This is a genomic window from Actinomycetospora termitidis (assembly GCF_030286555.1).
Classification (GTDB): Bacteria; Actinomycetota; Actinomycetes; order Mycobacteriales; family Pseudonocardiaceae; genus Actinomycetospora; species Actinomycetospora termitidis.
Window position 1 is genome coordinate 384277 of record NZ_JASVWF010000006.1, and the last position, 24517, is coordinate 408793.

Annotated in this window: 24 protein-coding genes; 14 read left to right on the forward strand and 10 right to left on the reverse strand. The window is 74.7% G+C overall.

The window, feature by feature from the left end; all coding sequences use genetic code 11:
• The first annotated feature begins 2 nt into the window (after positions 1–2).
• A complete protein-coding gene (boxB, locus tag QRT03_RS24745; RefSeq protein ID WP_286055773.1) occupies positions 3–1430 on the forward strand; it encodes a benzoyl-CoA 2,3-epoxidase subunit BoxB in 1428 nt (475 codons plus the stop codon).
• Between the two features lie 26 nt (positions 1431–1456).
• Positions 1457–3091, forward strand: a complete 1635-nt coding sequence (locus QRT03_RS24750) for a benzoate-CoA ligase family protein (RefSeq protein ID WP_286055774.1) — start codon at positions 1457–1459, stop codon at positions 3089–3091.
• 117 nt (positions 3092–3208) lie between these two features.
• On the opposite strand, the gene QRT03_RS24755 is transcribed toward QRT03_RS24750, so the two are convergent.
• Entirely contained in the window at positions 3209–3406 is a 198-nt protein-coding gene (locus QRT03_RS24755) for a hypothetical protein (protein ID WP_286055775.1), read from the reverse strand.
• Positions 3407–3644: 238 nt separating this feature from the next.
• Here QRT03_RS24755 and QRT03_RS24760 point away from each other — a divergent pair, with 238 nt between their 5' ends.
• Both QRT03_RS24760 and QRT03_RS24765 read left to right on the forward strand, forming a co-directional pair.
• Positions 3645–5756: a bifunctional lysylphosphatidylglycerol flippase/synthetase MprF gene (locus QRT03_RS24760; protein WP_286055776.1), complete on the forward strand. Its 2112-nt coding sequence runs from the start codon at positions 3645–3647 to the stop codon at positions 5754–5756.
• Positions 5757–5793: 37 nt separating this feature from the next.
• Positions 5794–7032: an oxidoreductase gene (locus QRT03_RS24765; RefSeq protein ID WP_286055777.1), complete on the forward strand. Its 1239-nt coding sequence runs from the start codon at positions 5794–5796 to the stop codon at positions 7030–7032.
• A gap of 10 nt (positions 7033–7042) precedes the next feature.
• Here the strand turns inward: QRT03_RS24765 and QRT03_RS24770 are convergent, their stop codons facing one another.
• Together QRT03_RS24770 and QRT03_RS24775 are read right to left on the reverse strand one after the other, a co-directional pair.
• Complete coding sequence (locus QRT03_RS24770; RefSeq protein ID WP_286055778.1) at positions 7043–8077, reverse strand: phosphotransferase family protein; 1035 nt, start codon at positions 8075–8077, stop codon at positions 7043–7045.
• On the reverse strand, positions 8074–9057 hold the full coding sequence (locus QRT03_RS24775; RefSeq protein WP_286055779.1) for a zinc-dependent alcohol dehydrogenase family protein: 984 nt from the start codon (positions 9055–9057) through the stop codon (positions 8074–8076). The genes QRT03_RS24770 and QRT03_RS24775 overlap by 4 nt, the downstream gene beginning before the upstream one ends.
• Before the next feature lie 84 nt (positions 9058–9141).
• Here QRT03_RS24775 and QRT03_RS24780 point away from each other — a divergent pair, with 84 nt between their 5' ends.
• The 4 genes from QRT03_RS24780 to QRT03_RS24795 all read left to right on the forward strand — a co-directional run bounded on the left by QRT03_RS24780 (position 9142) and on the right by QRT03_RS24795 (position 12804).
• Complete coding sequence (locus tag QRT03_RS24780) at positions 9142–9837, forward strand: TetR/AcrR family transcriptional regulator (RefSeq protein ID WP_286055780.1); 696 nt, start codon at positions 9142–9144, stop codon at positions 9835–9837.
• An 18-nt stretch (positions 9838–9855) separates the two neighbouring features.
• Positions 9856–11052, forward strand: a complete 1197-nt coding sequence (locus tag QRT03_RS24785) for a cytochrome P450 (protein WP_286055781.1) — start codon at positions 9856–9858, stop codon at positions 11050–11052.
• 48 nt (positions 11053–11100) lie between these two features.
• A complete protein-coding gene (locus QRT03_RS24790; protein ID WP_286055782.1) occupies positions 11101–11673 on the forward strand; it encodes a thermonuclease family protein in 573 nt (190 codons plus the stop codon).
• Between the two features lie 255 nt (positions 11674–11928).
• Positions 11929–12804 (forward strand): DMT family transporter, encoded by an 876-nt coding sequence (locus QRT03_RS24795; RefSeq protein WP_286055783.1) that lies wholly within the window; start codon positions 11929–11931, stop codon positions 12802–12804.
• A 4-nt stretch (positions 12805–12808) separates the two neighbouring features.
• Here QRT03_RS24795 and QRT03_RS24800 read toward each other — a convergent pair whose 3' ends face one another.
• The 4 genes from QRT03_RS24800 to QRT03_RS24815 all read right to left on the reverse strand — a co-directional run bounded on the left by QRT03_RS24800 (position 12809) and on the right by QRT03_RS24815 (position 16554).
• Positions 12809–13123 (reverse strand): DUF6247 family protein, encoded by a 315-nt coding sequence (locus QRT03_RS24800; RefSeq protein ID WP_286055784.1) that lies wholly within the window; start codon positions 13121–13123, stop codon positions 12809–12811.
• A gap of 80 nt (positions 13124–13203) precedes the next feature.
• On the reverse strand, positions 13204–14184 hold the full coding sequence (locus tag QRT03_RS24805; RefSeq protein ID WP_286055785.1) for an alpha/beta hydrolase: 981 nt from the start codon (positions 14182–14184) through the stop codon (positions 13204–13206).
• Positions 14181–15566, reverse strand: coding sequence for an FAD-binding oxidoreductase (locus tag QRT03_RS24810; protein ID WP_286055786.1), 1386 nt, complete (start codon positions 15564–15566; stop codon positions 14181–14183). Before QRT03_RS24810 ends, QRT03_RS24805 begins: the two co-directional genes overlap by 4 nt.
• A gap of 64 nt (positions 15567–15630) precedes the next feature.
• Entirely contained in the window at positions 15631–16554 is a 924-nt protein-coding gene (locus QRT03_RS24815; protein ID WP_286055787.1) for a dihydrodipicolinate synthase family protein, read from the reverse strand.
• Positions 16555–16660: 106 nt separating this feature from the next.
• Here QRT03_RS24815 and QRT03_RS24820 point away from each other — a divergent pair, with 106 nt between their 5' ends.
• From QRT03_RS24820 to QRT03_RS24830, 3 genes are read left to right on the forward strand one after another with little or no spacing between them, the layout of a single operon-like run.
• Complete coding sequence (locus tag QRT03_RS24820) at positions 16661–17227, forward strand: superoxide dismutase family protein (protein WP_286055788.1); 567 nt, start codon at positions 16661–16663, stop codon at positions 17225–17227.
• A 24-nt stretch (positions 17228–17251) separates the two neighbouring features.
• On the forward strand, positions 17252–17629 hold the full coding sequence (locus tag QRT03_RS24825; RefSeq protein ID WP_286055790.1) for a hypothetical protein: 378 nt from the start codon (positions 17252–17254) through the stop codon (positions 17627–17629).
• 17 nt (positions 17630–17646) lie between these two features.
• The gene (locus QRT03_RS24830; protein WP_286055791.1) at positions 17647–18675 is read left to right on the forward strand and encodes an NAD(P)-dependent alcohol dehydrogenase; all 1029 of its coding nucleotides are present in this window, start codon (positions 17647–17649) and stop codon (positions 18673–18675) included.
• Between the two features lie 43 nt (positions 18676–18718).
• Here QRT03_RS24830 and QRT03_RS24835 read toward each other — a convergent pair whose 3' ends face one another.
• From QRT03_RS24835 to QRT03_RS24845, 3 genes are all read right to left on the reverse strand, one after another.
• Positions 18719–19921 (reverse strand): MFS transporter, encoded by a 1203-nt coding sequence (locus QRT03_RS24835; RefSeq protein WP_286055792.1) that lies wholly within the window; start codon positions 19919–19921, stop codon positions 18719–18721.
• Positions 19918–20577 (reverse strand): GntR family transcriptional regulator, encoded by a 660-nt coding sequence (locus QRT03_RS24840; protein ID WP_286055793.1) that lies wholly within the window; start codon positions 20575–20577, stop codon positions 19918–19920. The genes QRT03_RS24835 and QRT03_RS24840 overlap by 4 nt, the downstream gene beginning before the upstream one ends.
• Positions 20578–20678: 101 nt before the next feature.
• On the reverse strand, positions 20679–21113 hold the full coding sequence (locus QRT03_RS24845; protein WP_286055794.1) for a GlcG/HbpS family heme-binding protein: 435 nt from the start codon (positions 21111–21113) through the stop codon (positions 20679–20681).
• A gap of 61 nt (positions 21114–21174) precedes the next feature.
• On the opposite strand from QRT03_RS24845, the gene QRT03_RS24850 reads away from it, so the two are divergent.
• From QRT03_RS24850 to QRT03_RS24860, 3 genes are read left to right on the forward strand one after another with little or no spacing between them, the layout of a single operon-like run.
• A complete protein-coding gene (locus QRT03_RS24850; RefSeq protein ID WP_286055795.1) occupies positions 21175–22902 on the forward strand; it encodes a PP2C family protein-serine/threonine phosphatase in 1728 nt (575 codons plus the stop codon).
• Complete coding sequence (locus QRT03_RS24855; RefSeq protein WP_286055796.1) at positions 22899–23945, forward strand: cobalamin B12-binding domain-containing protein; 1047 nt, start codon at positions 22899–22901, stop codon at positions 23943–23945. The genes QRT03_RS24850 and QRT03_RS24855 overlap by 4 nt, the downstream gene beginning before the upstream one ends.
• Positions 23942–24283, forward strand: coding sequence for an STAS domain-containing protein (locus tag QRT03_RS24860; RefSeq protein ID WP_286055797.1), 342 nt, complete (start codon positions 23942–23944; stop codon positions 24281–24283). The genes QRT03_RS24855 and QRT03_RS24860 overlap by 4 nt, the downstream gene beginning before the upstream one ends.
• Positions 24284–24517 lie beyond the last annotated feature (234 nt).

Sequence of the window (24517 nt, forward strand, 5' to 3'; positions counted from 1 at the left end):
CAGTGACCTCAGCGCGACCGAAGATCGACTTCGACGCCAAGATCCCGAACAACGTCGACCTCGCCGGCGACCGCAAGCTGCAGCGCGCCCTGGAGCGCTGGCAGCCGAACTTCCTGGACTGGTGGGGCGACATGGGCCCCGCCGTCGACACCAAGGACGTCTACCTGCGCACCGCGGTGGACGTCGGCCGGGACGGCTGGGCGCACTTCGACCACGTCCCGATGAACGAGTACCGCTGGGGCGTATTCCTCTCCGAGCACGACCCGGACCGCACGATCGCCTTCGGCGAGCACAAGGGCGAGCCGGTGTGGCAGGAGGTCCCCGGCGAGTACCGCGCGGACCTGCAGCGCCTCATCGTCATCCAGGGCGACACCGAGCCCGCGTCGGTGGAGCAGCAGCGTTTCCTCGGGGCGACCGCGCCGTCGCTCTACGACATGCGCAACCTCTTCCAGGTCAACGTGGAGGAGGGCCGTCACCTCTGGGCGATGGTCTACCTGCTGCACGCCTACTTCGGCCGCGCCGGCCGTGAGGAGGCCGACCAGCTGCTGGCGCGCAACTCCGGCTCGGACGACTCGCCGCGCATCCTCGGGGCCTTCAACGAGGAGACCCCGGACTGGCTGTCGTTCTACATGTTCACCTACTTCACCGACCGGGACGGCAAGTACCAGCTCGGCACGCTGAAGGAGTCGGGCTTCGACCCCCTGAGCCGGACCTGCGAGTTCATGCTCAAGGAGGAGGCCCACCACATGTTCGTGGGCACCACCGGCATCGACCGCGTGGTCCGCCGCACCGCGGAGCTCATGCAGACCCACGACACCGAGGAGGTCGCCGGCGCCGGCGGCATCCCGCTGACGATGATCCAGAAGTACATCAACTTCCACTACACGGTGTCGCTGGACCTGTTCGGCAACGAGTCCTCGACCAACGCCGCGAACTACTTCACCGCCGGCATCAAGGGCCGCTGGCAGGAGGAGCGTCGCGACGACGACCACCTGCTCGCCGACGACGCCGGCCACGTCGACGCGTTCCGCGACGGGCAGATCAGCCGCAACGAGGTCCCGGCGCTGCTCGCGCTCAACCAGGACCTGCGCCACGAGTACATCAACGACTGCAAGACCGGTCTCAAGCGCTGGAACCGCATCCTGCAGAAGGCCGGCATCGACGCCGAGCTGTACCTGCCGCACGTCGGCTTCAACCGCCAGGTCGGCGCCTTCGCGGGCGCGCACATCACGCCGGACGGCAAGGTCGTCAGCGAGTCGACCTGGAACGCGCAGAAGGACCGCTGGCTGCCCACCGAGGTGGACAAGACCCACGTCCGCAGCCTGATGCACCCCGTCCTCGAGCCGGGGAAGATCGCGAGCTGGATCGCGCCGCCGTCGACCGGGATCAACGACAAGCCCGTCGACTTCGAGTACGTGCACTTCCACTAGACCCGTCCGAGCGCCCAGGGGTTGATGTGCTGTCCCACCACCAGCAGTTCAACGCGTCGCACTACCTGCTCGACCGGCACCTTCCCGACGGCGGGGGTCGGGTCGCGCTCCGGGCGCTGACGCCGTCCGGGGTCCGGCAGCTGACGTACGCCGAGGTCGAGACCGAGGTGCGCACGGTCGCCGCCGGGCTCCGCGGCCTCGGGGTGCGCCCCGAGCAGCGCGTGCTCATGTGCTGCTCGGACGGGGTGGAGCTGTTCTCCGCGATCCTCGCCGCGATGCGGATCGGGGCGGTCGCGGTGCCGGTGTCGACGATGCTGCGCGGGCCGGAACTCGCGAAGCTCGTCGTCGACTCACGGGCGCCCGTGCTGATCTGCTCGCCGGAGTTCGGCGCGGTGACGCGGGCCGCGGTGCTGTCCGCGGTGGAGGGGGGCGCCCCGGACCTGGCCGACGTCGTCGTCACCCCGGCGAACGTGCCGTGCGACGACCCGGACCCGCTGGGCGGCTACCCGGTACGCACCCGCGACTGGACCGACCTCGCGGCCACGGGCTTCGGGTTCGACGACGGGCTCTACGCCACCTGGGACGAGTCGCCCGCGCTGTGGCTCTACACCTCGGGCACCACGGGCACGCCCAAGGCCGCGATGCACCGGCACGCGGACATCCGCACGGTCTGCGAGACCTACGCCGCGCAGGTGCTGGGCATCCGCGCCGACGACGTGTGCTTCTCGGTCGCCAAGCTGTTCTTCGCCTACGGCATCGGCAACTCGATGTTCTTCCCGCTGTCGGTGGGCGCCTCGGCGGTCCTGAGCCCCGGCCGCCCGTCGCCGGCGGCGATCGCGGCCGTCGTCACCGAGCACCCGGTGACGCTGTTCTACGGCAGCCCGAGCGTCTACGGCCCGCTGCTCGCCTCGGACCTCCCCGACGACACCTTCCGCCGCGTGCGTCAGGGCGTCAGCGCGGGGGAGGCACTCCCGGCCCGCATGGTGATCGGGATGCGCGACCGGTTCGGCGTCGAGGTCCTCGACGGCATCGGGTCCACCGAGGCCCTGCACATCTACCTGTCGAACAAGCCGGGCGAGGTGGCCCCGGGGACGTCCGGGGTGGCCGTGCCCGGGTACGAGGTGGAGATCCGCGCGGAGGACGGGTCCGTGGTCGCGGACGGCGAGAAGGGCACGCTCTACCTGCGCGCGGACTCGCTGTGCACCGGCTACTGGTGCCGCACCGACGTCAACCGCCGCGTGTTCGAGGGCGAGTGGATGCGCACCGGCGACACCTACGTCCGCAACCCCGACGGCACCTACCAGTGCCTCGGGCGCACCGACGACGTGCTCAAGGTCGGCGGCATCTGGGTCACGCCGATGGAGGTCGAGGAGCGGCTGGTGCTGCACCCGTCGGTCTCCGAGGTGGTCGTGGTCGGGGTTCCCGACGACGATGGGCTCGACCGGACGGTCGCGTGCGTCGTCCCGGTCGAGGGCGCGATCGTCGACCCTGAGGCGCTGATCGCCTGGTGCCGCGAGGGCCTGGCGTCGTTCAAGAAGCCGCGGCACGTGCTCGAGATCGAGGCGGTCCCGCGCACGGCCACCGGCAAGGTGCAGCGCTTCCTGGTCCGCGAACTCGCGGCAGCGCGCCTCGCGGAGGTCGCGGTCGCCAGCGGAGGGTGACCGACGGCTCGGCGTCATCGACGCGGCGTGACGCGAGACCCCCGCGCATGCCTGAGAACCGCTTCCGGCGGCAGCGGTTCTCGCGGTCGGTCGCGGGCCGGAGGTGACCGCCCGTGACTACGCGGTCCCCGGCCACCAGAAGGCTGCGGCGAGGTCCAGCTCGACGAGATCGGGGTGCCGGAAGAACAGGGCCTCGTCGCGGTCGAGGCGCTTCGGCGCGCGCGACCCGGTGGGGCAGCTCGCCTTGTGCGGGACGGGCGAGAGCCGTCCGGGGCGGATGGCGTAGCAGAACGAGCAGGTACCGAACACGGTCACCTCCGGCAATCGGGCCGCCGGTGGTGGACGACGACTGCTGGATGTCCCGGGCGCCGCAGTGCACCCGGCTGAGGGCCGAGTGTTCCCGGCCGCAACACGCGCCCACCGACTTCGTGACGACGGGCACCGCGTGACGTGGGTCCTGTGATAGCGGACGGTTGCCAGCGGAGTCGATGACGACGGACACTTCACTCGTTCGCCACATGGCCGACTCCAGCCGACTCCAGCGGGTGATCGCATGGCCGTCACGGCCCCCACAGCTCCGGCCCCGACGCCGACCGCCCGCGGTCGGGCCGTCGTCACGGTCGCCCGGAAGGTCCCGTTCACCGCGACGGTCGTCGTCCTGATGATCGTCGGCGGCCTCGCGACCGGCGCGTTCTGGAGCCCGCTCGACGGCCGCCCGCTCGGCGCGGACCTCGCCTTCGGCATCCCGTCGTTCGCGGACGGTAGGTGGTGGACGGTCGTCACCGGGGCCCTGGTCGCCGGGCACCCCCTGCTCTACGTGCTGACCCTCGGGCTGTTCGCCGTGGCGGTGGGCTGGGCCGAGGTGCGCTGCGGGACCGCGCGGACCGCGCTGGTGACGATCGGGTTCCACGTCGGCGCGGTGCTGATCACCGCCGGGCTGGTCCTCGCCGTGGCCGCCACCGACTGGCCGTGGGCGCAGGCGCTCGCGGCGGACGTCGACACCGGGTTCTCCGCGGGCATGATGGCCGCCCTCGCCGTGGCCTCGGCGACCCTGCCGGCCCCGTGGCGCCTGCGGCTGCGGATCGTGCTCGTCGCCTACGCCGTGGTCGGACTGCTGTTCCTCGGCGGGCTCGCCGACCTGGAGCACGCGTTCGCGGTCGCCCTCGCGCTGCCCCTGTCCCGGCGGCTCGCGGGCCCGCACGCCGTGCCGGTCCGCGGTGCGACCCTCGGTCGGCGCGAGTGGCGCCTCGTCGCGGCCGTCGCCCTCGGGGTGATCGCGTCGATCCGCGTGCTCACGCTGGTCGTCCCGGTGGTGGGCCCTCTGGGGAACACGGCGTCGGACTCGACGGTCCTCGAGACCGTGATCTCCGTGGTGATCTCGCTGCTCCTGGCCGACGGCCTGCGCCGGGGTCGCCGCCTCGCCTGGGTCGCCGGGCTCGTCCTGGGCGGGGTGTACCTCGCGCTCGGGCTGCTGGTCGTCGGCGTCGTCACCTACGCCCACGCGACGAACCAGATGGACCAGGTGGAGCTCGTCGGGCTCGCGGTGTTCGTGCCGAACGCCGTGCTGTGGTCCGCGTTGACGGTGTGGCTGGTCGCCGGGCGGCGCGCGTTCGCGGTGCCGTCCCGACGGCGGGTGCGGAAGGCCTCGTCGTCGGGAACGCCCGGGACGGCACGAGCCGCCCTGCACCGGTTCGGCGGGCCGACCATCTCGTGGATGACGACGTGGCCGGAGAACCGCTACCTGCCCACCGGAGACGACGGGGTCGTCGCCTACCGCGTGCACGCCGGGGTGGCGGTCGCGCTGGGCGACCCGATCACCGACGACCTCCCGGCCGCCCTCGACGACTTCCGCGGGCTCGCCGAACGCTCCGGCTGGGTGCCCTGCCTCTTCTCGACGACGGCGGAGCTGGCGACCGTCGCGGAGGACCGCGGCTGGCGGGCGCTGCAGGTCGCGGAGGACACCGTCGTCGACCTCGAGGGGCTGGCCTTCACCGGCAAGCCGTGGCAGGCGGTGCGCTCGGCGTTCAACCGGGCGAAGAAGGACGGTATCTCCCACCGCCTGGTGCACCTCGACCAGGAGCCGCGGGCGGTCGTGGCGCAGGTGCGGTCGATCTCCGAGGAGTGGGTGGGGGACAAGGGCCTGCCGGAGATGGGGTTCACCCTCGGCGGAGTCGAGGAGGCGCTGGACCCCGAGGTGCGGACCGGGCTCGCCGTGGACTCCGAGGGCACCGTGCACGGGGTGACGTCGTGGCTGCCGGTGTACGGGCCGGACGGGGTCGTCGTCGGGTGGACCCTCGACGTCATGCGCCGGCGCTCCGAGGGCTTCCGGGCGGTCGTCGAGTACCTGATCGCCTCGGCCTGCCTGGCGTTCCAGGCCGAGGGCGCGCGGTTCGTGTCGTTGTCCGGGGCACCGCTGGCGCGCTCCGAGCGGACGGAGTCCGAACCCGTGCTCGACCGCGCCCTCGACCAGCTCGGGGCGATGCTCGAGCCGTACTACGGGTTCCGCTCGCTGCACCAGTTCAAGGCCAAGTTCCGGCCGCGGCACGAGCCGATGTTCCTGGTGTACCGCGACGAGGCGGACCTGCCGCGGGTCGGGATCGGCATCGGCCGCGCCTACCTGCCCGACGCCGGGTTCCGCGAGTTGGTCGCACTCGTCCGGGAGTGAGCGCATCGTTTTCCGTCACCGGCCGGTTGAGAGAGGTGTGACCCTCTCCGAGCCCCTCGAGCTGCCGTGCGGTGTGGTGCTGCCGAACCGGCTCGTCCGCGCGGCCATGACCGAGAGCATCGCCGACCGCCACGGTGACGCCTCGCCCCGGCACGAGCGGCTCTACGCGGCGGTCGCGGCCGGCGGGCCCGGGCTGGCGATCACCGGCAACGTCATGGTCGACCGGGCGCACCTGGAGCGGGCGCGCAACGTCGTCGTGGACCGCTGGACCGACGAGGCCGCGCTGCGGCGGTGGGCGACGGCGGCCGCGGGGTCGTCCCTGGCGCCGACGATCGTGCAGCTCTCGCACCCCGGCCGGCAGACCACGCGCTACGTCAACCCGCACCCGGTGGCGCCGTCGGCCGGACCCGCCGTCGCGCTGGGCGGGGCGTACGCGAAGCCGCGCGCGCTGACCATCGTGGAGGTCGCGGACCTGCAGGAACGGTTCGTCGACGTGGCCCGGCGGGTGGTCGACGCCGGGTTCGCGGGCGTCCAGGTGCACGCGGCCCACGGCTACCTGTTGTCCTCCTTCCTCGACCCGGCCACCAACCGGCGCACGGACCCGTACGGCGGGTCACTCGCGAACCGGGCGCGGTTCCTGCTCGGCATCGTCACCGCGGCGCGCCGCGCACTGCCGGCGTCGGCGATCGTCGCGGTGAAGCTGGACGCGCGGGACGACGACGAGCTGGTCGAGCTCGGCGGGTGGCTCGAGGCCGCGGGCGCCGACCTGCTCGAGGTCTCCGGCGGGAACTACGAGCGGCCGGCGATGGTCGGGCTGGACGCCTCCGGGGCGGAGCTGACCGGTGAGCACGAGTCGCCGTTCTGGAACTCCGCGGCGGCGCTGTCCGCGGCCGTCGACGTGCCCGTGGTGCTGACCGGCGGCTTCCGCAGCCGCGCCGAGGTGGACCGGGCGCTCGCGGCGGGGGTGTGCGCGGCGGTCGGGGTGGGGCGGCCGCTCGCGGTGCGCCCGGAGCTCGCGGGCCGCTTCGTGCGCGGGGAGGTCGACACCCTGGACCGGCCCGCGCCGCGCCTCGGCGGGCCCGCGGCGGTGCGGGCGCTGCTCGGGGCCGCCGTCGGCGCCGGGTGGCACCGGATCCAGCTCGCCCGCACGAGCCGGGGCCGCGGGCCGGCGCTGCGCCTCCCGGCCCTTGCCGCGGGCCTGGACTACAGCGTGGGCGACTGGGTACGCAGCCTCGTCGAGCGGCCGGCCCGACTGCGCCGGGCGCGGCGGGACTGAGCGAGGGGGCCTACGACAGGCCGAGCTGCCAGAGCGCCGACTCGGCCTGCGCCACGATCGCCTCGGGCCCGGTGACCTCGTCGGCGTCCGCGGCGTCGCCCATGTCGCCGGCCTGGTAGCGGGTCCACACGCCCGCGTGGATGCAGGCCGCCCGCCACCGGGCGAAGGCGATGTAGAAGTCGATGTCCGGCAGCTTCGAGCCCGACGCCTGCTCGTAGCGGGCGATGAGGTCCTCGCGGGTCGGGAAGCCGCCGAGCTGCGTGGGGTTCGGCAGGGCGGCGGGCACGGTGTCCCCGGGCTGGGACCAGGACACCAGGATGTGCCCGAGGTCGCAGTAGGGGTCGCCGATGGTGGCGAGCTCCCAGTCGAAGACCGCCGCCGCGGTCCCGTCGTCGAGATAGGAGATGTTGCCGCTGCGGAAGTCGCCGTGGGCGATCCGGTTCGCCGGCGGCTCGGGCACCCGCTCGGAGAGCGCCTGGTGGGCGCGGTCGATCGCGGAGAGGTCCTCGACCGCCGAGGCGTGCGCCTGCCGATGCCAGCGCTTGAGCTGGCGCTCGACGAAGTTGCCGGGGCGGGCGAGGTCGTCCAGGCCGACCTCGGCCGGCTCCACCGCGTGCAGGGCCGCGAGCACGTCCATCGTGGACTCGCCGATGCGCTGCTTGACCGCGTCGTCGGGGATCCAGCCGGCGTCCTCGACGCTGTTCAGCACCCGGCCCGGCGCGAAGTCCATGACGTAGAAGTCCACACCGGCCACGTCGTGGTCGTCGCAGAACGCGACCGGCGGCGGGACCGGGACGTCGGTGGGGGCGAGCGCGGACAGGAAGCGCCACTCGCGACCCATGTCGTGCGCCGTCTCCAGCACGCCGCCGAGCGGGGGCCGGCGCAGCGCCCAGGTGGTCCCGGCGTCGTCGGAGACCCGGTAGGTCAGGTTCGACCGCCCGCCGGTGATCCGCCGGAACACCGGCTCCCCGGACACGTCCGGGACGTGGTCGAGGAACCAGGCCACGGCCTCGTCGGGAACGCCGGAATCTCCAGAACGGCTCAAGGGGTCACCACGATCTTCCCGACCTGGGCGTTCGACTCCAGGTACTCGTGCGCCTCCACGATCGAGTCCAGCCCGGCGAACACCCGGTCGACCTGCGGGGCGAAGTCGCCGGAGCGCAGCCCGGCGCCCACGAACTCGCCCGCGCGGCGCAGTCGCTCCTCGTCGTGCGTCATCGCGAAGAGGGTATAGCTGCGCATCCAGAGATCCGGCAACGTCTCGGCGGGGAAGATCGTCGGCTGCCCGGAGAGCAGGCCGTGGATCGTGACGACGCCCCCGCGCGCGGTCGCGCGGCACAGGTCCGCCACGCCGGGGCCCGCGACGGCGTCGAAGACGTGCTCGACCCCGCGACCGCCGGTGATCTCCAGGACCCGCTCGACGAGGTCCTGCTCGCCGGTTGCGACGACGTGCGCCGCCCCGGCGTCGAGCAGCTGGGCGGCCTTCGACGACGAGCGGGAGGTCGCGATCGGGATCGCGCCGACCCGCCGGGCGACCGCCATCGCGGCGAGCCCCACGCTGGAGGTGGCGGCCGTGATCAGGACGTGGTCGCCGGCGCGCAGCCCGCCGGTCTCCACCAGCCCGCCGTACCCGACGAGGAACGGCATCCAGACCGCCGCGCCGTCGACCCAGCTCGTCGTCTCCGGCAGCGGGACGACCGACCGGGCCGGGACCAGGGCCTTCTCGGCGTACACCCCGTAGTCGTTCATCGAGAAGCCCGGCACCACGCTCACGCGATCGCCGACCGAGAAGCGGCCCGGTGCACCCACGGCCGACACCGTGCCGCTGCACTCGTAGCCCAACCCCGCGGGGAGCCTCGTCTGTTCGATGTAGGTCCCGCGCCGGAACATCGACTCCGCCCGGTTGAGTCCGATCGCGGCGACGTCGACGACGAGCTCGTCGGGCGCCGGACGCGGGTCCTCGCGCTCGACCACCTCCAGCACCGACGGGTCGCCCAGCTCGGAGAACCGCACCGTCCTCGTCATGATCACCGATGGTGCCCGCCGGGCGCGCCCCGCGCACCCTCTTCCCGGACGGGCCGCCCGGGTCTACCGTGACCGTATGACCCGATGCGAAAACTGGTCATCATGACCGAGGAGCGCGGACGCCGGGTCCTCGACGCCGCCGGCGAGCTCCTGCTCGCCCACGGCTACCGCAAGGTGACGATCTCCGACGTCGCGGAGCGGGCCGCCGTCGGGAAGGGCACGGTCTACCTGCACTGGCCGAGCAAGGCCGAGCTGTTCGCGACGGTGCTGGTGCGCGAGGGGGTCGAGCTCGGGCGCGCGTTCGTGGCGTCGTTGCGGCGCGATCCCGGCGAGGTCCTGCTGCACCGGACCATGCGGTCGTCGTTCCTCATCGTGATGGCCCGCCCGCTCGCCCGGGCGCTCTACACCGCCGACACCGCGCTGCTCGGCAGCCTGATCACGGACACGAAGACGGGGACGGCCCTGACCCGCGGCAACGCGGGCTACCACCCCCGCCACCTCGGCCTGATGCACCGCCACGGCCTGATCGCGGACGACCCGGCCACCGACCCGGAGCTGTCCTACCGCCTCACGGCCACGGCGTGGGGCTTCTTCGCCCTCGACGCGCTCGTCGAGGCCCCGCTCGACCTGACCGGACGCGCCGACGCCCTCGCCACCACGATGCGCCGCGCCTTCGAACCGGCCCGGCTGCCCGACCACGACGCGCTCGTGGTCGCGGCCGCCGAGATCGCCGACCTCTACGACGCCCAGCTCACCGAGCTGGGCGCCTCCCTGCCCTGACGCCCTCGAGGAGGGGTCATGACCACCACCGAGCTCGAACCCGCCGACACGGTTCCCCCCGACACCACCGACGAGCCCGCCCTGCTCGCCTGGCTCGCCGGGATGCGCACCGCCCACCCCGTCTGGCGCGACCGCTACGGCATGTACCACGTGTTCCGCCAGGCCGACGTCCTCGGCGTGCTGCGCGACCCCGCCCGCTTCTCGTCGGAGACCTCCCGTCTGGCGCCCTCGGCCAAGCAGGTCTCGCGGGGGATGCTCACCCAGATCGACCCGCCCGAGCACCGGCGGCTGCGCTCGGTCGTCTCCACGGCGTTCACACCCAAGCGCGTGGCCGACCTGGAGCCGCGCATCCGCGAGATCACCCGGCGGCTCCTCGATGCCGTTCCCGACGCCGGATCGTTCGACCTGGTCGACTCCCTCGCCTTCCCGCTGCCCGTCACCGTGATCGCGGAGATGCTCGGCCTGCCGGACGACGACCACCCGCTCTTCCGGACGTGGGCCGACCGTCTCTTCTCCATGCAGGTCGACGACCCGTCGGACCCGTCGCTGGGCGAACGGGTCGCGGAGGCGATGGCCGACATCCGCACCTACCTCACCGCGCGCGTGCAGGAACGCCGGGCGGCGCCGACCGACGACCTGATCTCCGCGCTCGTCGAGGCCGGGCTGGACGACGAGGAGGGGGCGAACTTCTCGCTGCTCCTCCTGCTCGCCGGGCACATCACGACCACGGTGCTGCTCGGCAACGCCGTGCGGACCTTCGCCGAGCACCCCGGGGTGTGGGAGGGCCTGCGCGCGGACCCGTCGACGATCCCGGCGGCGATCGAGGAGGTCCTGCGGCTGCGGAGCCCGTTCGTCATGGCGGGTCGGGTGACCACGGAGCCCGTGGAGATCGCGGGCGTCACGATCCCGGCCGACCGCTTCGTCGTGACGTGGATGCTCTCGGCCAACCGCGACGAGCGGGCGTTCGCCGAGCCGGAGGCGTTCGTCCTGGACCGGGGGATCGGTGGTGGCGCGCAGACCGCGTTCGGACACGGCGTGCACTTCTGCCTGGGTGCCCCGCTCGCCCGACTGGAGGGTCGGGTCGCCCTGGAGGAGCTGACCGCCCGGTACTCCGCGCTGTCGCCGACGGAGGTCTCGATGGGGGCACTCGAGCCCTACCCGCGTGGGGTGCTCGGGGTGCGCCGCCTGCCGGTGAAGGGTGTGCGGAGCTACTGAAGGTGACCGGGTGCCGAGCCTTTCTCACGGTGCGTCACACTGACGCGCGTGACGACCGGGACCGCACCGCGCGTGCTCCTCGCGATGGCCTGCCTCGTCGGGCTGCTCGGGGCGGTCGCGGTGCTGTCCGGGGCGGTTCCGGTCGGCCCGGCCGGGGCGGCGCCCCCGGTCGCGGTGGGCCCGGCCGTGTCACCCGCGGCGGCCCCCGACTCGCTGGCGACCGCGCCCACGGGGGAGCCCGCGACGGTGCTCGCGGTGGCCGACCCGGTGACCGTCGACGTCCGGCTCGAGGGCGGCCGCACGCTGCGGGTTCGCGCTCTCGGGGTGCAGCCGCCGGAGCGGTGCTACGCCGACGAGGCGCTGCAGTTCGCCCGGACGACCCTGGCCGGGCGCGCGGTGATGCTCGTCGGCGACGGCCGTGCGGACCGGTTCTCCCGCGCCCTGGCGTGGGTGTCGATGCCGCAGGGCGACTACGCCGTGGTGGCCGCCGAGGCCGGGGTGGTCACCACCTACGCGGCGGACGCGCCGCGTGAACGGATGCCCGCGGTGCGTGCCGCGGCGGCCCGGGCGGAGAAGGCGGGGCGCGGCCTCTGGGGCCCGCCGTGCACCTCCGGCCCGTGAGGTCGCGGGCTGGCGCGTAACCGGTCGCGCATCCGCGAGAGGTACATCAGGCACGTCGGGGCGCCGGCGGGGGTGCCTCACGTGCCTCTCGTGGGTGGGTCGCGGGCGGCGCGGGCGCGAGGTCGACGTGGCGCAGGATCCGCGGCTCGGGTCCCTGCGTGGTGTGGTTCTCGCAGGTGTCGTGGTCACATGGCGGGGGTACCTGCCGACCCGGCGGGCGTGACCTCGGGCCGCCGACCCGGGTGAGGAGGTCCCGTGTCGCTGCTGGCCGGGATCCTCCTGGCGGTGGCCGCAGCCGCGGGCAACGCGATCGGCTCGGTGCTGCAGCGCTCGGCCTCCCGCCACCACGACCCGTCCCTGCGCTGGTGGGAGGGCCTGCTCGCGCTCCTGCGCCGGCCGGCGTGGCTCGCGGGCATCCTGGCGCACGTCGTGGGGTTCGCCTTCCAGGCGGTCGCCCTCGCGACGGCGCCGATCACCGTCGTGCAACCGGTCCTGGTCGTCGAGCTGCCGTTCACCCTCGTGCTGGGCGCCCTGCTGATCAGCGCGCCGCTCGGTCGGCGCGCGTGGATCGCGGTGGCGACGATGGCCGTGGGCGTCGCGCTCTTCCTCGCCTGCCTCGTCCCCGAGGGTGGCGACCCGCGGACCACGCCTCCGGCCGCCTGGGCGGTGGGCACGGCCGTCGTCCTGCTCGTGCTCGGGGTGTTGCTCGTCCTCGGGCGTGCCGGACGCGGGCGGCGCCGCGCACTCTGGTTCGGCGTCGCCACCGGGGTGACCTACGGCTACAACGCCGCGCTCATGGCCGGACTCGGACCGGCCTACGCCGGCGGAGTCGGCGAGGTCCTCGTGACGTGGCAGTTCTACGGCGTCCTCGTCGGAGGCACGGTGTCGTTCCTTTTCCTCCAGCAGGCACTCCAGGCCGGCGACCTGCTCTGGGCCCAGCCCGGGATCACCCTCGCCAATCCGTTCGTCGCCGTCATCTGGGGGCTCGCGGTCTTCGGCGAGCGCATCGCGCTCGACCTCCGGGCCCTCGGCCTCCTCGGCGGCGTGGTGGCGATCGTGGTGGGCACGGTCGTGCTCAGCCGCGTCGAGGAGGAGGTCGAGGAGGAGGTCGACGACCGCGAGCCCGGCTGACCGGTCAGACCCCGGCCCGGTGGCGCGTCAGCTCGAACGGTTCGTCCTCCGGGGTCGCCTCTCCGGTGACGATCTCGGCCCACTGCCGGACCCCGCTCCGGAACCCGACCGGGTCTCTCCACACCATGACGACGACCCGGTAGTGCTCGATGAGGTCGAGCAGGGCGGTCAGGTCGAGGGAGGTACGCGCATCCTCGAGTGCCGACTCGTACTCGGCGACGAAGCGGCTGCGCTCCGGCTCGGGAAGGCGGTCGCGCACCTGAGCCGGGGATGCCCCGCGCTGCAGTGGCCCGTCGTCCGGGACCGGGTCGGCCGTCATGGCTGCAGAGTAGCGAGGACTCCCGACGGCCAGGTGCCGATCAGCGCAGCACTGGGGCCGGTTCGGCACCGGCTGACCGGTCAGGTCCCGACGGCGTCCCGGAGCGCGGTGACCATGCGGCCCCGGAAGGCCCGCATGCTCGCCGCGTCCGGGACGTTCGCATCGGCGCCGTGGTACATCCCGGGCTCGACGTGCAGCTCGACCGGGACCCCGGAAGCACGCAGGCGGCCGGCGTAGGAGACGTCCTCGTCGTGGAACAGGTCCTGGTCGCCGACCCCGATCCACGTGGGCGGGAGCCCCGCGAGGTCCCGACGGCGGGCCGGGGCGGCCCCGTCGGGCACGCCGGGGGCGCCCGCGGGGCCACCGACGTAGGCCGTCCACGCCCGCTTATTCATCCGCGCGTCCCACACGAAGCGTCCCCGACCGCCGGGGACCGGGGCGAGCGCGGTCCGGTCGTCGAGCATCGGGTACTCGAGCAGCGCGAACGCGACCGGCCGGCCCTCGTCGTGGGCCCGGTGCACCGTCGCCGCCGCGAGCCCGCCGCCGGCGCTCGCCCCGCCGACCACGATCCGGTCCGGGTCGACGCCGAGCTCGGCCGCGTGGTCCTGCAGCCAGCACAGCGCCGCGAAGCAGTCGTCGAGGTCGGCCGGGAACGGGTCCTCCGGGGCGAGCCGGTAGTCCACGCTCACGACCGGCACGCCGGCCTCGCGGACGAAGCGGCTGCACAGGTCGTGGTCCATGCCCGGGTGCCCGAGGAGGTGCCCACCGCCGTGGATCCACAGCAGCGCCCCGGTCGGCCCGGACCGCGACTCGTCGTCGTAGACCAGGACCGGGACGTCGCCGGGCACCGTCCGCTCGGTGACCGTGACCCCGGGCAGGAGCTCAGTGTCCCGCCGCATCCGCTCGCGCAGGGTCGGGAGGACACCGAGCGGCACCCACCCGAACGAGATCGCCAGGCGCGGCGAGCGCAGCTCCGGGGCGACGCGGCCGAGGGCACGCACCATCCCGAGCAGCCACGTGCCGACCACGAGGGCGAGCACCGCCGCCAGGAGCTTCTTCACAGGACCTTGCCCGGGTTGAGGATGCCGTGGGGGTCGAGGGCGGCCTTGACGGCGCGTTGCATGGCGAGGTTCTCCGGGGTCTGCTCGGCGGTGAGCCCGTCGCGTTTGAGCAGGCCGACGCCGTGTTCGCCGGTGACGGTGCCGCCGAGGTCCAGCGCGTCGGCGATGATCTGGTGGAAGGCCTGCTGGGCGCGTTCGCGGGCGGGTTCGTCGCCGACCGGGGTGATCAGCAGCGGGTGCAGGTTCCCGTCGCCGGCATGGGCGATGTTCGCGATGGTGGTCCGGTGCCGCTCGCCGGTGGCCTGGATGCGGGCGAGCATCTCGGGGACGGCGGCGCGGGGCACGCAGACGTCCTCGGTGAGCACCGGGCCGAGCCGTTCCAGGGCGGGGTAGGCCAGCCGCCGCGCGGCGAAGAGCGCGTCGGCCTCCTCGGCGTCGGCGGCGCGCGCGGAGAACGTGGCGCCGGCGGCGTCGAAGTGCCGGATCATCTCCTCGGCCTCCGCCTGCCCCGCAGCGCCGGGGGCGTCGGAGCGCCCGAGCAGGATGACGTCGGCCTCGGCGGAGATACCGAGGTTCTTCCAGGCGTCGACGGCTTCCAGGCAGGTCTTGTCGACCAGTTCCAGCGCGCTCGGTGTCAGCCCGGCGGCGGTGATCGCGGCGACCGCACGCCCGGCGGCGACGACGTCGGCGAAGTAGCCGGCGACGGTGTGCTCGGGGGCGCGGGCGGGTCGGAGTTTGACGGTGACCTCGGTGATCAGACCGAGGGTGCCCTCGGAGCCGACCATCAGCCCGGCCAGGTCGAGCCCGGCGACGCCCTTGGCGGTGCGCCGCCCGAGCCGGACCAGCTCGCCGAGCCCGTTCACGACCTGCACGCCGAGGACGTAGTCGCGGGTGACGCCGTACTTCACGCAGCACATGCCGCCGGCGTTGGTGGCGACGTTGCCGCCGATCGTCGACCACGGGGAGCTGGCCGGGTCGGGCGGGTACCACAGGCCCTGCTTCGCGCACTGGGCGCGCAGGTGGTCGTTGACGATCCCCGGCTCGACGACGGCGAGCCGCTCGGCCGGGTCGATCTCGTGGATCCGGGTCATCTGCTCGACCGACACCACGACACTCCCGGCGGTCGCGTTCGCCCCGCCCGAGAGCCCGGTGCCCGCCCCGCGCGGCACCACCGGCACCCGGTGTTCCAGGCACGCCCGCACCACGGCCTGGCACTGCGCGGCGTCGAGCGGGCGCACCACCGCGGCCGGGAGTTCCCACGGCGCCCACTCGGCGTCGTCGTGGGCGTATGAGGCCAGCACGTCCGGGTCGTCGACCACACGATCCGCCGGCAACGCCGCCCGCAGCGCAGCGACGACGGGAGCCGGAGCAACGGTGGTCATGGCGCCTCCGCGGTCGGGTGGAGCGGTCGCCCCACGGTAACCGCCGCCACCGACACTCATCGTCCTACGACGTCAGCGGCACCTCGCTCGCCACGCGACGGACGTCCACGCGGTCGAGCGCCCCGAGCGCCCGCGTCAGCGCCTCCGCCGACGACGGCAACAGCGGCATCCGCACGTCCGGGGTCGGAATCCGGCCGGTCGCGTGCAGCAACGCCTTCGTGACGACGGGGTTCGGCTCGGCGAACAGGGCGGTCACCAGCGGCAGGAGCGCCGCGGCGTGCTCCCGTACGGCCTCGGTCCGACCGGCCGACGCCGCCGTCACCAGCGCCGCGAACCGCTCCGTCGCCACGTGCGCCGAGGCCGTGATCGCGCCCCGCCCGCCGAGCAGCACGGTCGGCGCGATGAACGCGTCGTCGCCGGCGAGGACGGCGAAGCCCGGGGGAGCGGACGCGAGGACCTCCAGGGTGTCGACGTCGAGCGCTCCCACGGCCTGCTTGAGCCCGACGATCCGCGGGTGTGCGGCCAGGTCCAGCAGCGCGGCCGCCCCGAGCCCGCGGCCGGTGCGCACCGGGACGTTGTAGACGACGACGGGCACGGGCGAGCGGTCCGCGACGGCCGTGAGGTGCGCGACGACGGCGGCCCCGGTCGGCCGCACGTAGTACGGCACCACCGTGAGCGCCGCGGTCACGCCCGGCACGTCGGCCAGCGCCTCGTGACGCGCCAACGTGGTGCGGGTGTCGTTCGTGCCCGCGGCCACGATCAGCCCGGCGCCCCGCTCGGCCGCGACCTCCGCGCAGACGTCGACGACCGCGTGGCGCTCCTCGGCACCGAGCGACGTCGGCTCCGCGGTGGTGCCCAGTGCGACCAGCCCGTGGGCCCCGTCGTCCAGGACGGAGGAGGCCAGCCGGCGCAGCGCGACGAGGTCCACCTCGTCGCGGGCGGTGAACGGCGTGACCAGGGGGACCCAGAGCCCGGCGAGATCGACCATGCCCGCCGATGCTGGCCCGCCGGCCCGCCCGGCAGAAGCGACGATCGCGCGGGGGTCTGTGAAGCACGGCTGCACGCTCGCGGGGGCGATCTGCGACGATCCTCCCGTGATCCGCCGAATCGCCCCGTTCCTTGCGCTGATCGCCGCGGCCCTGGTGGTCGCCGGCTGTTCGAGCTCGGAGGTCCGCCGGGCCAGCGGCGGAGCACTGACCGCGCCGGGCGGGGCGGCGTCGACCGCCCTGACGTACAACGCCGCGGCCCCCGCGGGTGCGAACGTCACGGTGGAGACGGTGCGGGCGGAGGACAGCACCGCGGCCACGCTGACCGCCCAGGGCCTGCTGCCGGACCGCGGGTACGCCGCGCACCTGCACACGAGGCCGTGCGGGCCGACCGGCAACGACGCCGGCCCGCATTTCCAGAACCGCGTCGACCCGGCCGCGACCCCGGAGAAGCCGTCGTCCGACCCGGCGTACGCCAACCCGCAGAACGAGTTCTGGCTCGACCTGCGCACGGACGCGTCGGGCGCGGGCACGGCCACCACCACCGTCCCGTTCGCGCTGACCGACCGCGCCCCCGCGTCGCTGATCGTGCACGAGAAGGAGATGACGGCGATCGCGCCGGGCCAGGCGGGCACCGCCGGCGGCCGCCTCGCCTGCGTCACGCTCACCCCGTAGCGGAGATCGTTATCGTGGGGCGCGATGAAGCGCCCCGCGTCCGGCCCCACCGTCACCCTCTGCCGGGGCTGCTGCTGCGGCACCACCCGCAAGCACCCGGGCGTCGACCACGCCGGTCAGGTCGACCGGCTCCGCGAGGGCACGGCCGGCGCGGGCCGGGTGACGCTCTCCGACTGCCTGGACGCGTGCGCGCACTCGACGGTCGCGGTGGTCTCGCCGTCGCGCGAGGGCCGCGCCGCCGGTGGCCGTCCGGTGTGGCTGCTCGGCGTCCTGGACCGCGACACCGAGGACGAGATCGTGGCGTGGGTGCAGGCCGGCGGCCCGGGTATCGCCGACCCGCCGGGGATGCTCGACCTGCGGGTGTTCACCCCGGCCCGGCGCATCCGCGCGCAGGTCGACTGAGGCGCACACTGGGCGCCATGCAGCGCGTCGCGGTACTCACCGAGCCGGACCACGTCGTCCTCGAGACCCGCGAGGTGCCCGAGCCGGGCGCGGGGCAGGTCCAGGTGCAGGTCCGGGCGGTGAGCGTCTGCGGGTCCGACGTGCACTACTACGACCACGGGCGCATCGGCGGCTTCGTCATGCACGCCCCGCTGGTGCTCGGGCACGAGACGTCGGGCGTGGTCAGCGCAGTGGGGTCGGGGGTCGGGTCACCCGCCGTCGGGACCCGCGTGGCGATCGAGCCACAGGTCGAGTGCGGGCGCTGCGCGCAGTGCCGCCAGGGCCGCTACCACCTGTGCCCGGACATCGCGTTCTTCGCGACGCCGCCGGTGGACGGGTCGTTCGCCGAGTACGTCGTGGTGCCCGCGCACCGGGCCCACCCGGTGCCGGACACGGTCTCCGACGAGGCCGCCGCCCTGATCGAGCCGCTGTCGGTGGCGCTGCACGCGGCGGCGAAGGCCGACATCGGGCCGGGCACGCGGGTGCTGGTCAGCGGCGCCGGGCCGGTGGGGCTGCTGTGCCTGCAGGTGGCGCTGGCCCGCGGCGCGGCGGCGGTCGCCGTGACCGACGTGATGGCGCTGCGCCGGGAGGCCGCGACCGACTACGGGGCCACCGCGACGATCGACGGCAACGACCACGAGACCGGGCTCGCGGCGCTCGGCGCGGCGATCGGGCAGGCCGACGTGGTGCTGGAGTGCACCGGCGTGCAGCCGGCGATCGACCTCGCGGTGGCGGCGACCGCGCCGGCGGCGACCGTCGTGCTCGTCGGCACCGGGTCGAGCATCACGCTGCCGCTGGACGTCGTGCAGGCCCGCGAGCTGACGGTGAAGGGGACCTTCCGGTACGCCCACGTGTACCCGGCGGCGATCGAGCTCGCGGCCTCCGGGCGCATCCGCCTCGACGACATGGTCACCTCGCACCACCCGCTGGAGGACGCCGTGGGTGCCCTGCTCGCGGCCCGCCGGGACCCGCTGGCGCTCAAGGCCGTCGTGCACCCGTCGTCGTAGGCACCTCCCTGTGTCAGCAGTGCGGCCATGCTGACGCTGGACGTCACAATCGGCGCAGGTATGAGGCCCGCTGCGACCGCGCCACCACGACCAGGCACCCCGCGGCGACGACGGCCAGCACCACGAACAGCACCGCGTACGGCACCACGGCGGACGCGACCGCCAGCACGGCCGGCACGAGGAACCCGACGTAGGCCAGCGCGTAGAACACCGCGGTCAGCCCGGCCAGGTGGCGGCGCGGCGCGATCCGGCCGACCTCCGCGAGCCCGCTGACCAGCGCGAACCCGTATCCGACGCCGAGCACGGCCGCCGTCACGAGCGCGAGGACGACGCCCGGCGCGGCCGCCGTCACCGCCGCGAGCACCATCCCGACGGCGGCGCAGGCCTGACCGAGCATCCCGCCGCGGGCGTCGGTGATGCCCTGCCGCTTCGCGACCGACTGCGCGGCGACCCCGGCCACGAGCGTCACCGCGGTCATCAACGCCGCGAACGCGATCGCGTGCCCCGGCACGGCCCGCGCGACCAGCGACGGCAGCACCGCGTACGCCACGCCCGCGCACGTGAACACCCACGGCGCGACCGGCGCCACGACCGTCCAGAACTCGCGGTGCCCGCGCACCGGGATGCGCAGGTCGTCGCGCAGCCGCCGGGTGGGGGCCGCGTCGCGGTCCAGGGTCTCCGCGGTGCGCAGGGCGAGCAGGCCCAGGGGGACGCCGACGACGACGTGCACCGCGTACGAGAGCACCTCCGGGTACGGCGCCCACTGCGCGAGCACGCCGGCCGCGGCCGGGCCGAGCAGGAACCCCGTCGTCAGGGACATCGCCGCCCGGGAGGCGCCGGACCCACCGGAGAGCTCCTGGATCCACGTGGAGCCGACGGCCATCGCCACACCCAGCGCGAGCCCGGCGAGCACCCGGCCCGCGAACAGCACCGGCACGGCCTCCCCACCGAGCCCGAGGACGAGGCTGCCCGCGATCGCGAGCGGCGGCGCGGCGAGCATCGGCGGCTTGCGCCCGAGGCGGTCCGACAGCGGCCCGCCGACCAGCATCCCGGGCACGATCCCGAGGACGTAGGCACCCAGGAGGACGTCCACGGTCGCCGTCGAGAACCCGCCCAGCTCCCGGTACATGACCATGAGCGGGGTGAACTGGTTGCCGCCCCAGGCGACGGTGAACAGGGCGAGCCCGACCGGGAACCAGCCCGCCCGCGTCCCGACGACCGGGCGCCGGGTCAGGGTGGCCGTCATCGGCCGCGCCCCGTCCGGTGCGTGTGGTCCAGGTGCTCGACGAGGGCGGTGCGGAAGCCGTCGACGTCGCGGGCGGCGACGAGGTCGCGCAGCGCGCGGTGCTCGGCGAGCACGTTCTCGGCGGTCGCATGCCGACCGCGGATCGACTCGGCGGTCATGCGCTGCTGGCGCTCGCGCAGGGTGCGGTAGAAGCCGATGAGCAGCGAGTTCCGGCCGGCGTCGGCGACGAGGCGGTGGAACTCGGCGTCGGCGGCGGCGAAGCCGGGGAGGTCGCCGTCGTCGTGCGCCCCCTGCTGCACGACGATCGCGTCGTCCAGGGCGGTGACGAGGGCGGCGAGCTCGTCGGGGCGGTCGACGACGGCGGCCACCGCATGGGACTCGAGCACGGCCCGCGCGTCGAGCACCTCGTCGATCTCCCGCGGCGCGACCGGCACCACCAGCGCCCCGCGCTTGGGGAACAGCCGCAGCCAGCCCTCGACCTCGAGCCGCAGGAACGCCTCGCGCACCGGGGTGCGGGAGACGGTCAGCGCCGCGGCGACCTCGCCCTCGTTGACCATCCGGCCGCCCTCGAGCTCGCCGGTGAGCACGCGGTCCTTCACGTGCCGGTAGACGACGTCCGCCGCGGACACCTCTGGGGCACCACTGGTGAGCGACATAGATACAAGTTAGCACGCCGAGCGAACGGCCCGCTCGCAGCTTCTATCCGCGCGAGAGTGCCGTTCGATCGGAAGGGGGGTGGGCCGATCGGCCGAGCCGGTTACGCCCCGGTGCGCGCCACCAGCCCGGCCGCCTCGATGCCCGCCACGACGGCCTCCTCGTCCGCGGTGGAGGCGTCGCCCGACGCGCCCGCGGCCCCGATGACCTCGCCGTCGGCGTCGGTGATGAACACGCCGCCGGGGACCGAGAACACCTTGCCGCCGGCGAGGGCGGCGACGGAGGTGAAGAACTCCGGGGAGTCGGCGGCGCGCTGGGCGATCGCGCGGCTGTCCATCATCAGCCCGATCACGCCGTGGGCCTTGGCGATCGCCACGTCCGGCCGCAGGAAGCCCGACCCGTCGGCCCGGCCCAGCGCCACGAGGTGCCCGCCGGTGTCGAGGACGGCCACGGTCAGGGGCTTGTAGCCGGCGGATTCGCCGTGCCGCAGGGCCTCGGCCACGATCGTCGACGCTTGGGAGTAGGTCAGGGCAGTCATGGCCGTCCCATTCCCCGCAGGGGCGCCGCTCATGTTGACCGCGGCAGATAGCCTCGGACACGTGGACTCGACGATGCCGGCGGGGGCCCCCTCGCCGACACCGCCGAGGGGGATGCGCAGCCTGCACTCGCGGGTGCTGGCCGGGCTCTCCGAGGCGGTGGTGGTCACCGGTCCCGCCCGCCCGGGTGGGGCCTACACGATCGTGCACGCCGCGAACACCGCCGCCGAGCGCCTGCTGCCGGGGATCACCGCCGGCCTCGCCGTCGAGCGCGTCCCCCACGACGCGTTCCGGTCGGCCGTCGCCCAGCAGCTCCCGGGCTTCGAGGCCGAGGTGGCCGGTCGGGTGCTCGTCGCCCGCGCCGAGCGTCTCGACGACGACGTCCCGCCCGGCGCGGACCTCCTCACCTGCTGGTACCTGCGCGACGTCACCGACGAGCGCCGCGGGTCGGCCTCGCTGCAGCGCGCCCAGGCCCGGGCCGGGTTCCTCGCCGAGTCCGGGCGCGCCCTGCACGGCGTGCTGAACCTGGAGCGGACGCTGCGGACCGCGGCCTCGCTCGCCGCCGGCTTCCTCGCCCCCACCGTGCTGGTGCTCCTCGCCGACGGGTCGGACGCCGTCCGGTGGGCCCGCGCCGACGCCGGCCGGCCCCGGCCGCACGCCGGCGAGATGACCCGCGTCGAGCTGCGCGCCGCCCCCCGCCTGCACGAGGCCCTCGTCGAGGAGGCGCCGGTCGACCCGTGGGTGAGCCTCGAGCTCGCCGAGCTGCCGGTGTGGAACGAGCGCCCGACCGGGCGGATCGTCGTCGTGCCGGTGCCCGGCACCGTCGTCCGGGGCGTGCTGGTGCTGGTCGAGCCGGCCGACGACGAGGACGTCGTCCCGCTCGCCGAGGAGTACGCGACCCGCGTCGGCACGGCCCTGTCCGCCGCGGCCCTGTTCCGGGAGCAGGCCCACCTCGGCCACGTGCTGCAGGCGAGCCTGGAGCCGCCGCCGCTGCCGGACGACACGCGCGGCGCGGTCGTCGTCGGGAGCGCCTACCGGCCGGCCCGCGAGAGCCTGCGGGTCGGCGGCGACTTCTACGAGGTCCTGCCGCGCACCGCGGTAGGACGCACGCCGTTCCTGCTCGGCGACGTGTGCGGCAAGGGGATCGAGGCCGCGGTCCTCTCCGGGCGGGTGCGGCAGTCGCTGCACGCGCTGCGGCTCGTCGAGCAGGACCCGACGACGCTGCTCGGCCTGCTCAACGCCGCGCTGCTCGACGCCGCCGACCTCGACGCCGCGGTGACGATGCCGCGCTTCGCCACCATGGTCCTGGGCGATGCCGAACCCCTTCCCGACGGCGGGTTGCGGCTGCGGCTGGCGACGGGCGGCCACCCGCCGCCCTTCGTGGTGCGCGCGGACGGCACGGTCGAGGAGGTCGACGTCGTCGGCTCCCTGGTCGGCGCCCTGCGCGACGCCGAGTTCAGCGGCACCGAGGTGCTGCTCGCGCCCGGTGAGACCTGCCTGATCTACAGCGACGGCGTCACCGAGGCCCGCGGCGGCCCCGGCGGGCGCGACTTCTACGGCGAGGAGCGCCTCGCGGCGGCGCTCTCCGGCTGCGCGGGCGCCCCGGCCCAGGTGGTGTGCGAGCGCGTCGTGCAGCTCCTCTCGGACTGGCTGGCCGGGCGGGACCACGACGACGTGGCCCTGCTCGCGCTCCAGGCCCCGCCGCGGCCGCGCCCCGACCGGTCGCGCCCCGACCGACCGTCCCCCCGGCCCCGTCCCCGGCCGGGTCACCCGCCCCGGGAGGCCTCGTGACCGCTCCCCACCACGCCGGCCCGCGCACCGATCTCGCGGCCCTGCGGGAGGACTTCCTCGACCGCCTGGCCGCCTCCGACGAGGAGGGCGCGATCACCCTCGCGCTCGAGGCCCTGGACGGCGGGCTCGACGTCGAGACCGTGCTGCTCGACGTCGTCGCCGAGGCGCAGCGCGAGGTGGGGGAGCGGTGGGCGGCCGGGACGTGGACCGTCGTGCAGGAGCACGTCGCCACCCACATCTCCGAGCGCGTGGTCGCCGCGGTCGCGCGCCACCGCCCCGCCGACCCGCCGTCGGGCATCGGGCGCATCGCGGTCGCCTGCCTCGACGGCGAGTGGCACGCCCTGCCCGCGCGGCTGCTCGCCGAGGTCCTCGGCCGTCACGGCTGGGAGGTCACCTTCCTCGGGTCGAGCGTCCCGGCCGCCCAGCTGGCGGTGCACCTGCACGAGACCGGGCCCGACGTCGTCGCGATCTCCAGTTCGCTTCCGTCGCGGCTGCCCGCCGCGCGACGCATGGTGGAGGCGTGCCGGGCGTCGGGCACCCCGATCCTCGCCGGGGGCGCCGCGTTCGGCCCCGAGGGCGAGTGGGCGGGCGCGGTCGGCGCCGACGGGTGGGCCCCGGACGCGCGGGCGGCCGCCGCGCTGCTGGCCGGCTCCTTCGGTGCCGAGGACGACGGCCGGGTCGACGACACCTCCCGCGAGGAGCAGGCGCTGCTGCACACCCGTCGGGCCGAGCTGGTCGCCGGACTCGGACGCCGGCTGCGCGCCGACCACGGGCACGACCCCCTGACCGACGAGCAGCTCGCCGACGACCTCGGCCACCTCGTCGACTTCCTCGCCGCCGCCGTCTACGTCGACGACCCCGGTCTCCTCGCCCGGTTCCTGCGCTGGGTGGGCACGGTCGCGGTCCCCGGCGGCCTCGCCCCCGCGGAGATCCGGCCCGCGATCGACGACCTCGCGGACCGCCTCGGCGACTCGCCGCGCACCGTCGCGCTGCTCCGCTCCGATCCGGTGCAGGAGGCGTGCTCGGGGGAGGGCGCCGCGTGATCGCGGAGGCACCGGAGTTCGGCGTGCGGATCGAGAAGGAGCAGGGTCCCGACGGCGGGTCGCGGGTCGTCGTCGTGGTCTCCGGCGACGTCGACTACACGCACGTCGGCGAGCTCGAGTCCGCCGTCGACCACGAGATCGACCGCGCCACGGGTCCCCTGGACCTGGTCGTCGACCTCGCGGCCGTGCCGTACTGCGACTCCTGCGGCATGCGGGTGCTGCTCGGCGCCTCGCAGCGCGTCGACGGTGGCGGCGGGACGTTCGTGCTGCGGGGGGTGCACGGCCAGCCGTCGCGAGCCCTCCGCCTCACGGGCCTGGACCGGGTGCTCGGGGCGTAGGCCCGCCCTGCGGTCCCGCGAGAGGTACAGGAGGCACCTTCGCGGGCGACTCGACGTGCCTCATGTACTTCTCGCGCTCGGAGTAGCGGGTGCGGCATCCGCGAGAGGTACAGGAGGCACCTTCGCGGGCGGTCCGACGTGCCTCATGTACTTCTCGGCGACGTGTCGGGCCGTAGGCGCCCGGTGGGGCGGTCCGGGTTGAGCGCGACCTGCGCCGGGTGATCTAGTCGCCGC

Coding starts and splice junctions, on each gene's coding strand:
- QRT03_RS24810 (WP_286055786.1), bottom strand. CDS start 15,566: ATGACCACCGTTGCTCCGGCTCCCGTCGTCGCTGCGCTGCGGGCGGCG.
- QRT03_RS24780 (WP_286055780.1), top strand. CDS start 9,142: ATGCGAAAACTGGTCATCATGACCGAGGAGCGCGGACGCCGGGTCCTC.
- QRT03_RS24830 (WP_286055791.1), top strand. CDS start 17,647: ATGCAGCGCGTCGCGGTACTCACCGAGCCGGACCACGTCGTCCTCGAG.
- QRT03_RS24760 (WP_286055776.1), top strand. CDS start 3,645: ATGGCCGTCACGGCCCCCACAGCTCCGGCCCCGACGCCGACCGCCCGC.
- QRT03_RS24800 (WP_286055784.1), bottom strand. CDS start 13,123: ATGACGGCCGACCCGGTCCCGGACGACGGGCCACTGCAGCGCGGGGCA.
- QRT03_RS24815 (WP_286055787.1), bottom strand. CDS start 16,554: ATGGTCGATCTCGCCGGGCTCTGGGTCCCCCTGGTCACGCCGTTCACC.
- QRT03_RS24835 (WP_286055792.1), bottom strand. CDS start 19,921: ATGACGGCCACCCTGACCCGGCGCCCGGTCGTCGGGACGCGGGCGGGC.
- QRT03_RS24825 (WP_286055790.1), top strand. CDS start 17,252: ATGAAGCGCCCCGCGTCCGGCCCCACCGTCACCCTCTGCCGGGGCTGC.
- QRT03_RS24845 (WP_286055794.1), bottom strand. CDS start 21,113: ATGACTGCCCTGACCTACTCCCAAGCGTCGACGATCGTGGCCGAGGCC.
- QRT03_RS24775 (WP_286055779.1), bottom strand. CDS start 9,057: ATGACGAGGACGGTGCGGTTCTCCGAGCTGGGCGACCCGTCGGTGCTG.
- QRT03_RS24840 (WP_286055793.1), bottom strand. CDS start 20,577: ATGTCGCTCACCAGTGGTGCCCCAGAGGTGTCCGCGGCGGACGTCGTC.
- QRT03_RS24785 (WP_286055781.1), top strand. CDS start 9,856: ATGACCACCACCGAGCTCGAACCCGCCGACACGGTTCCCCCCGACACC.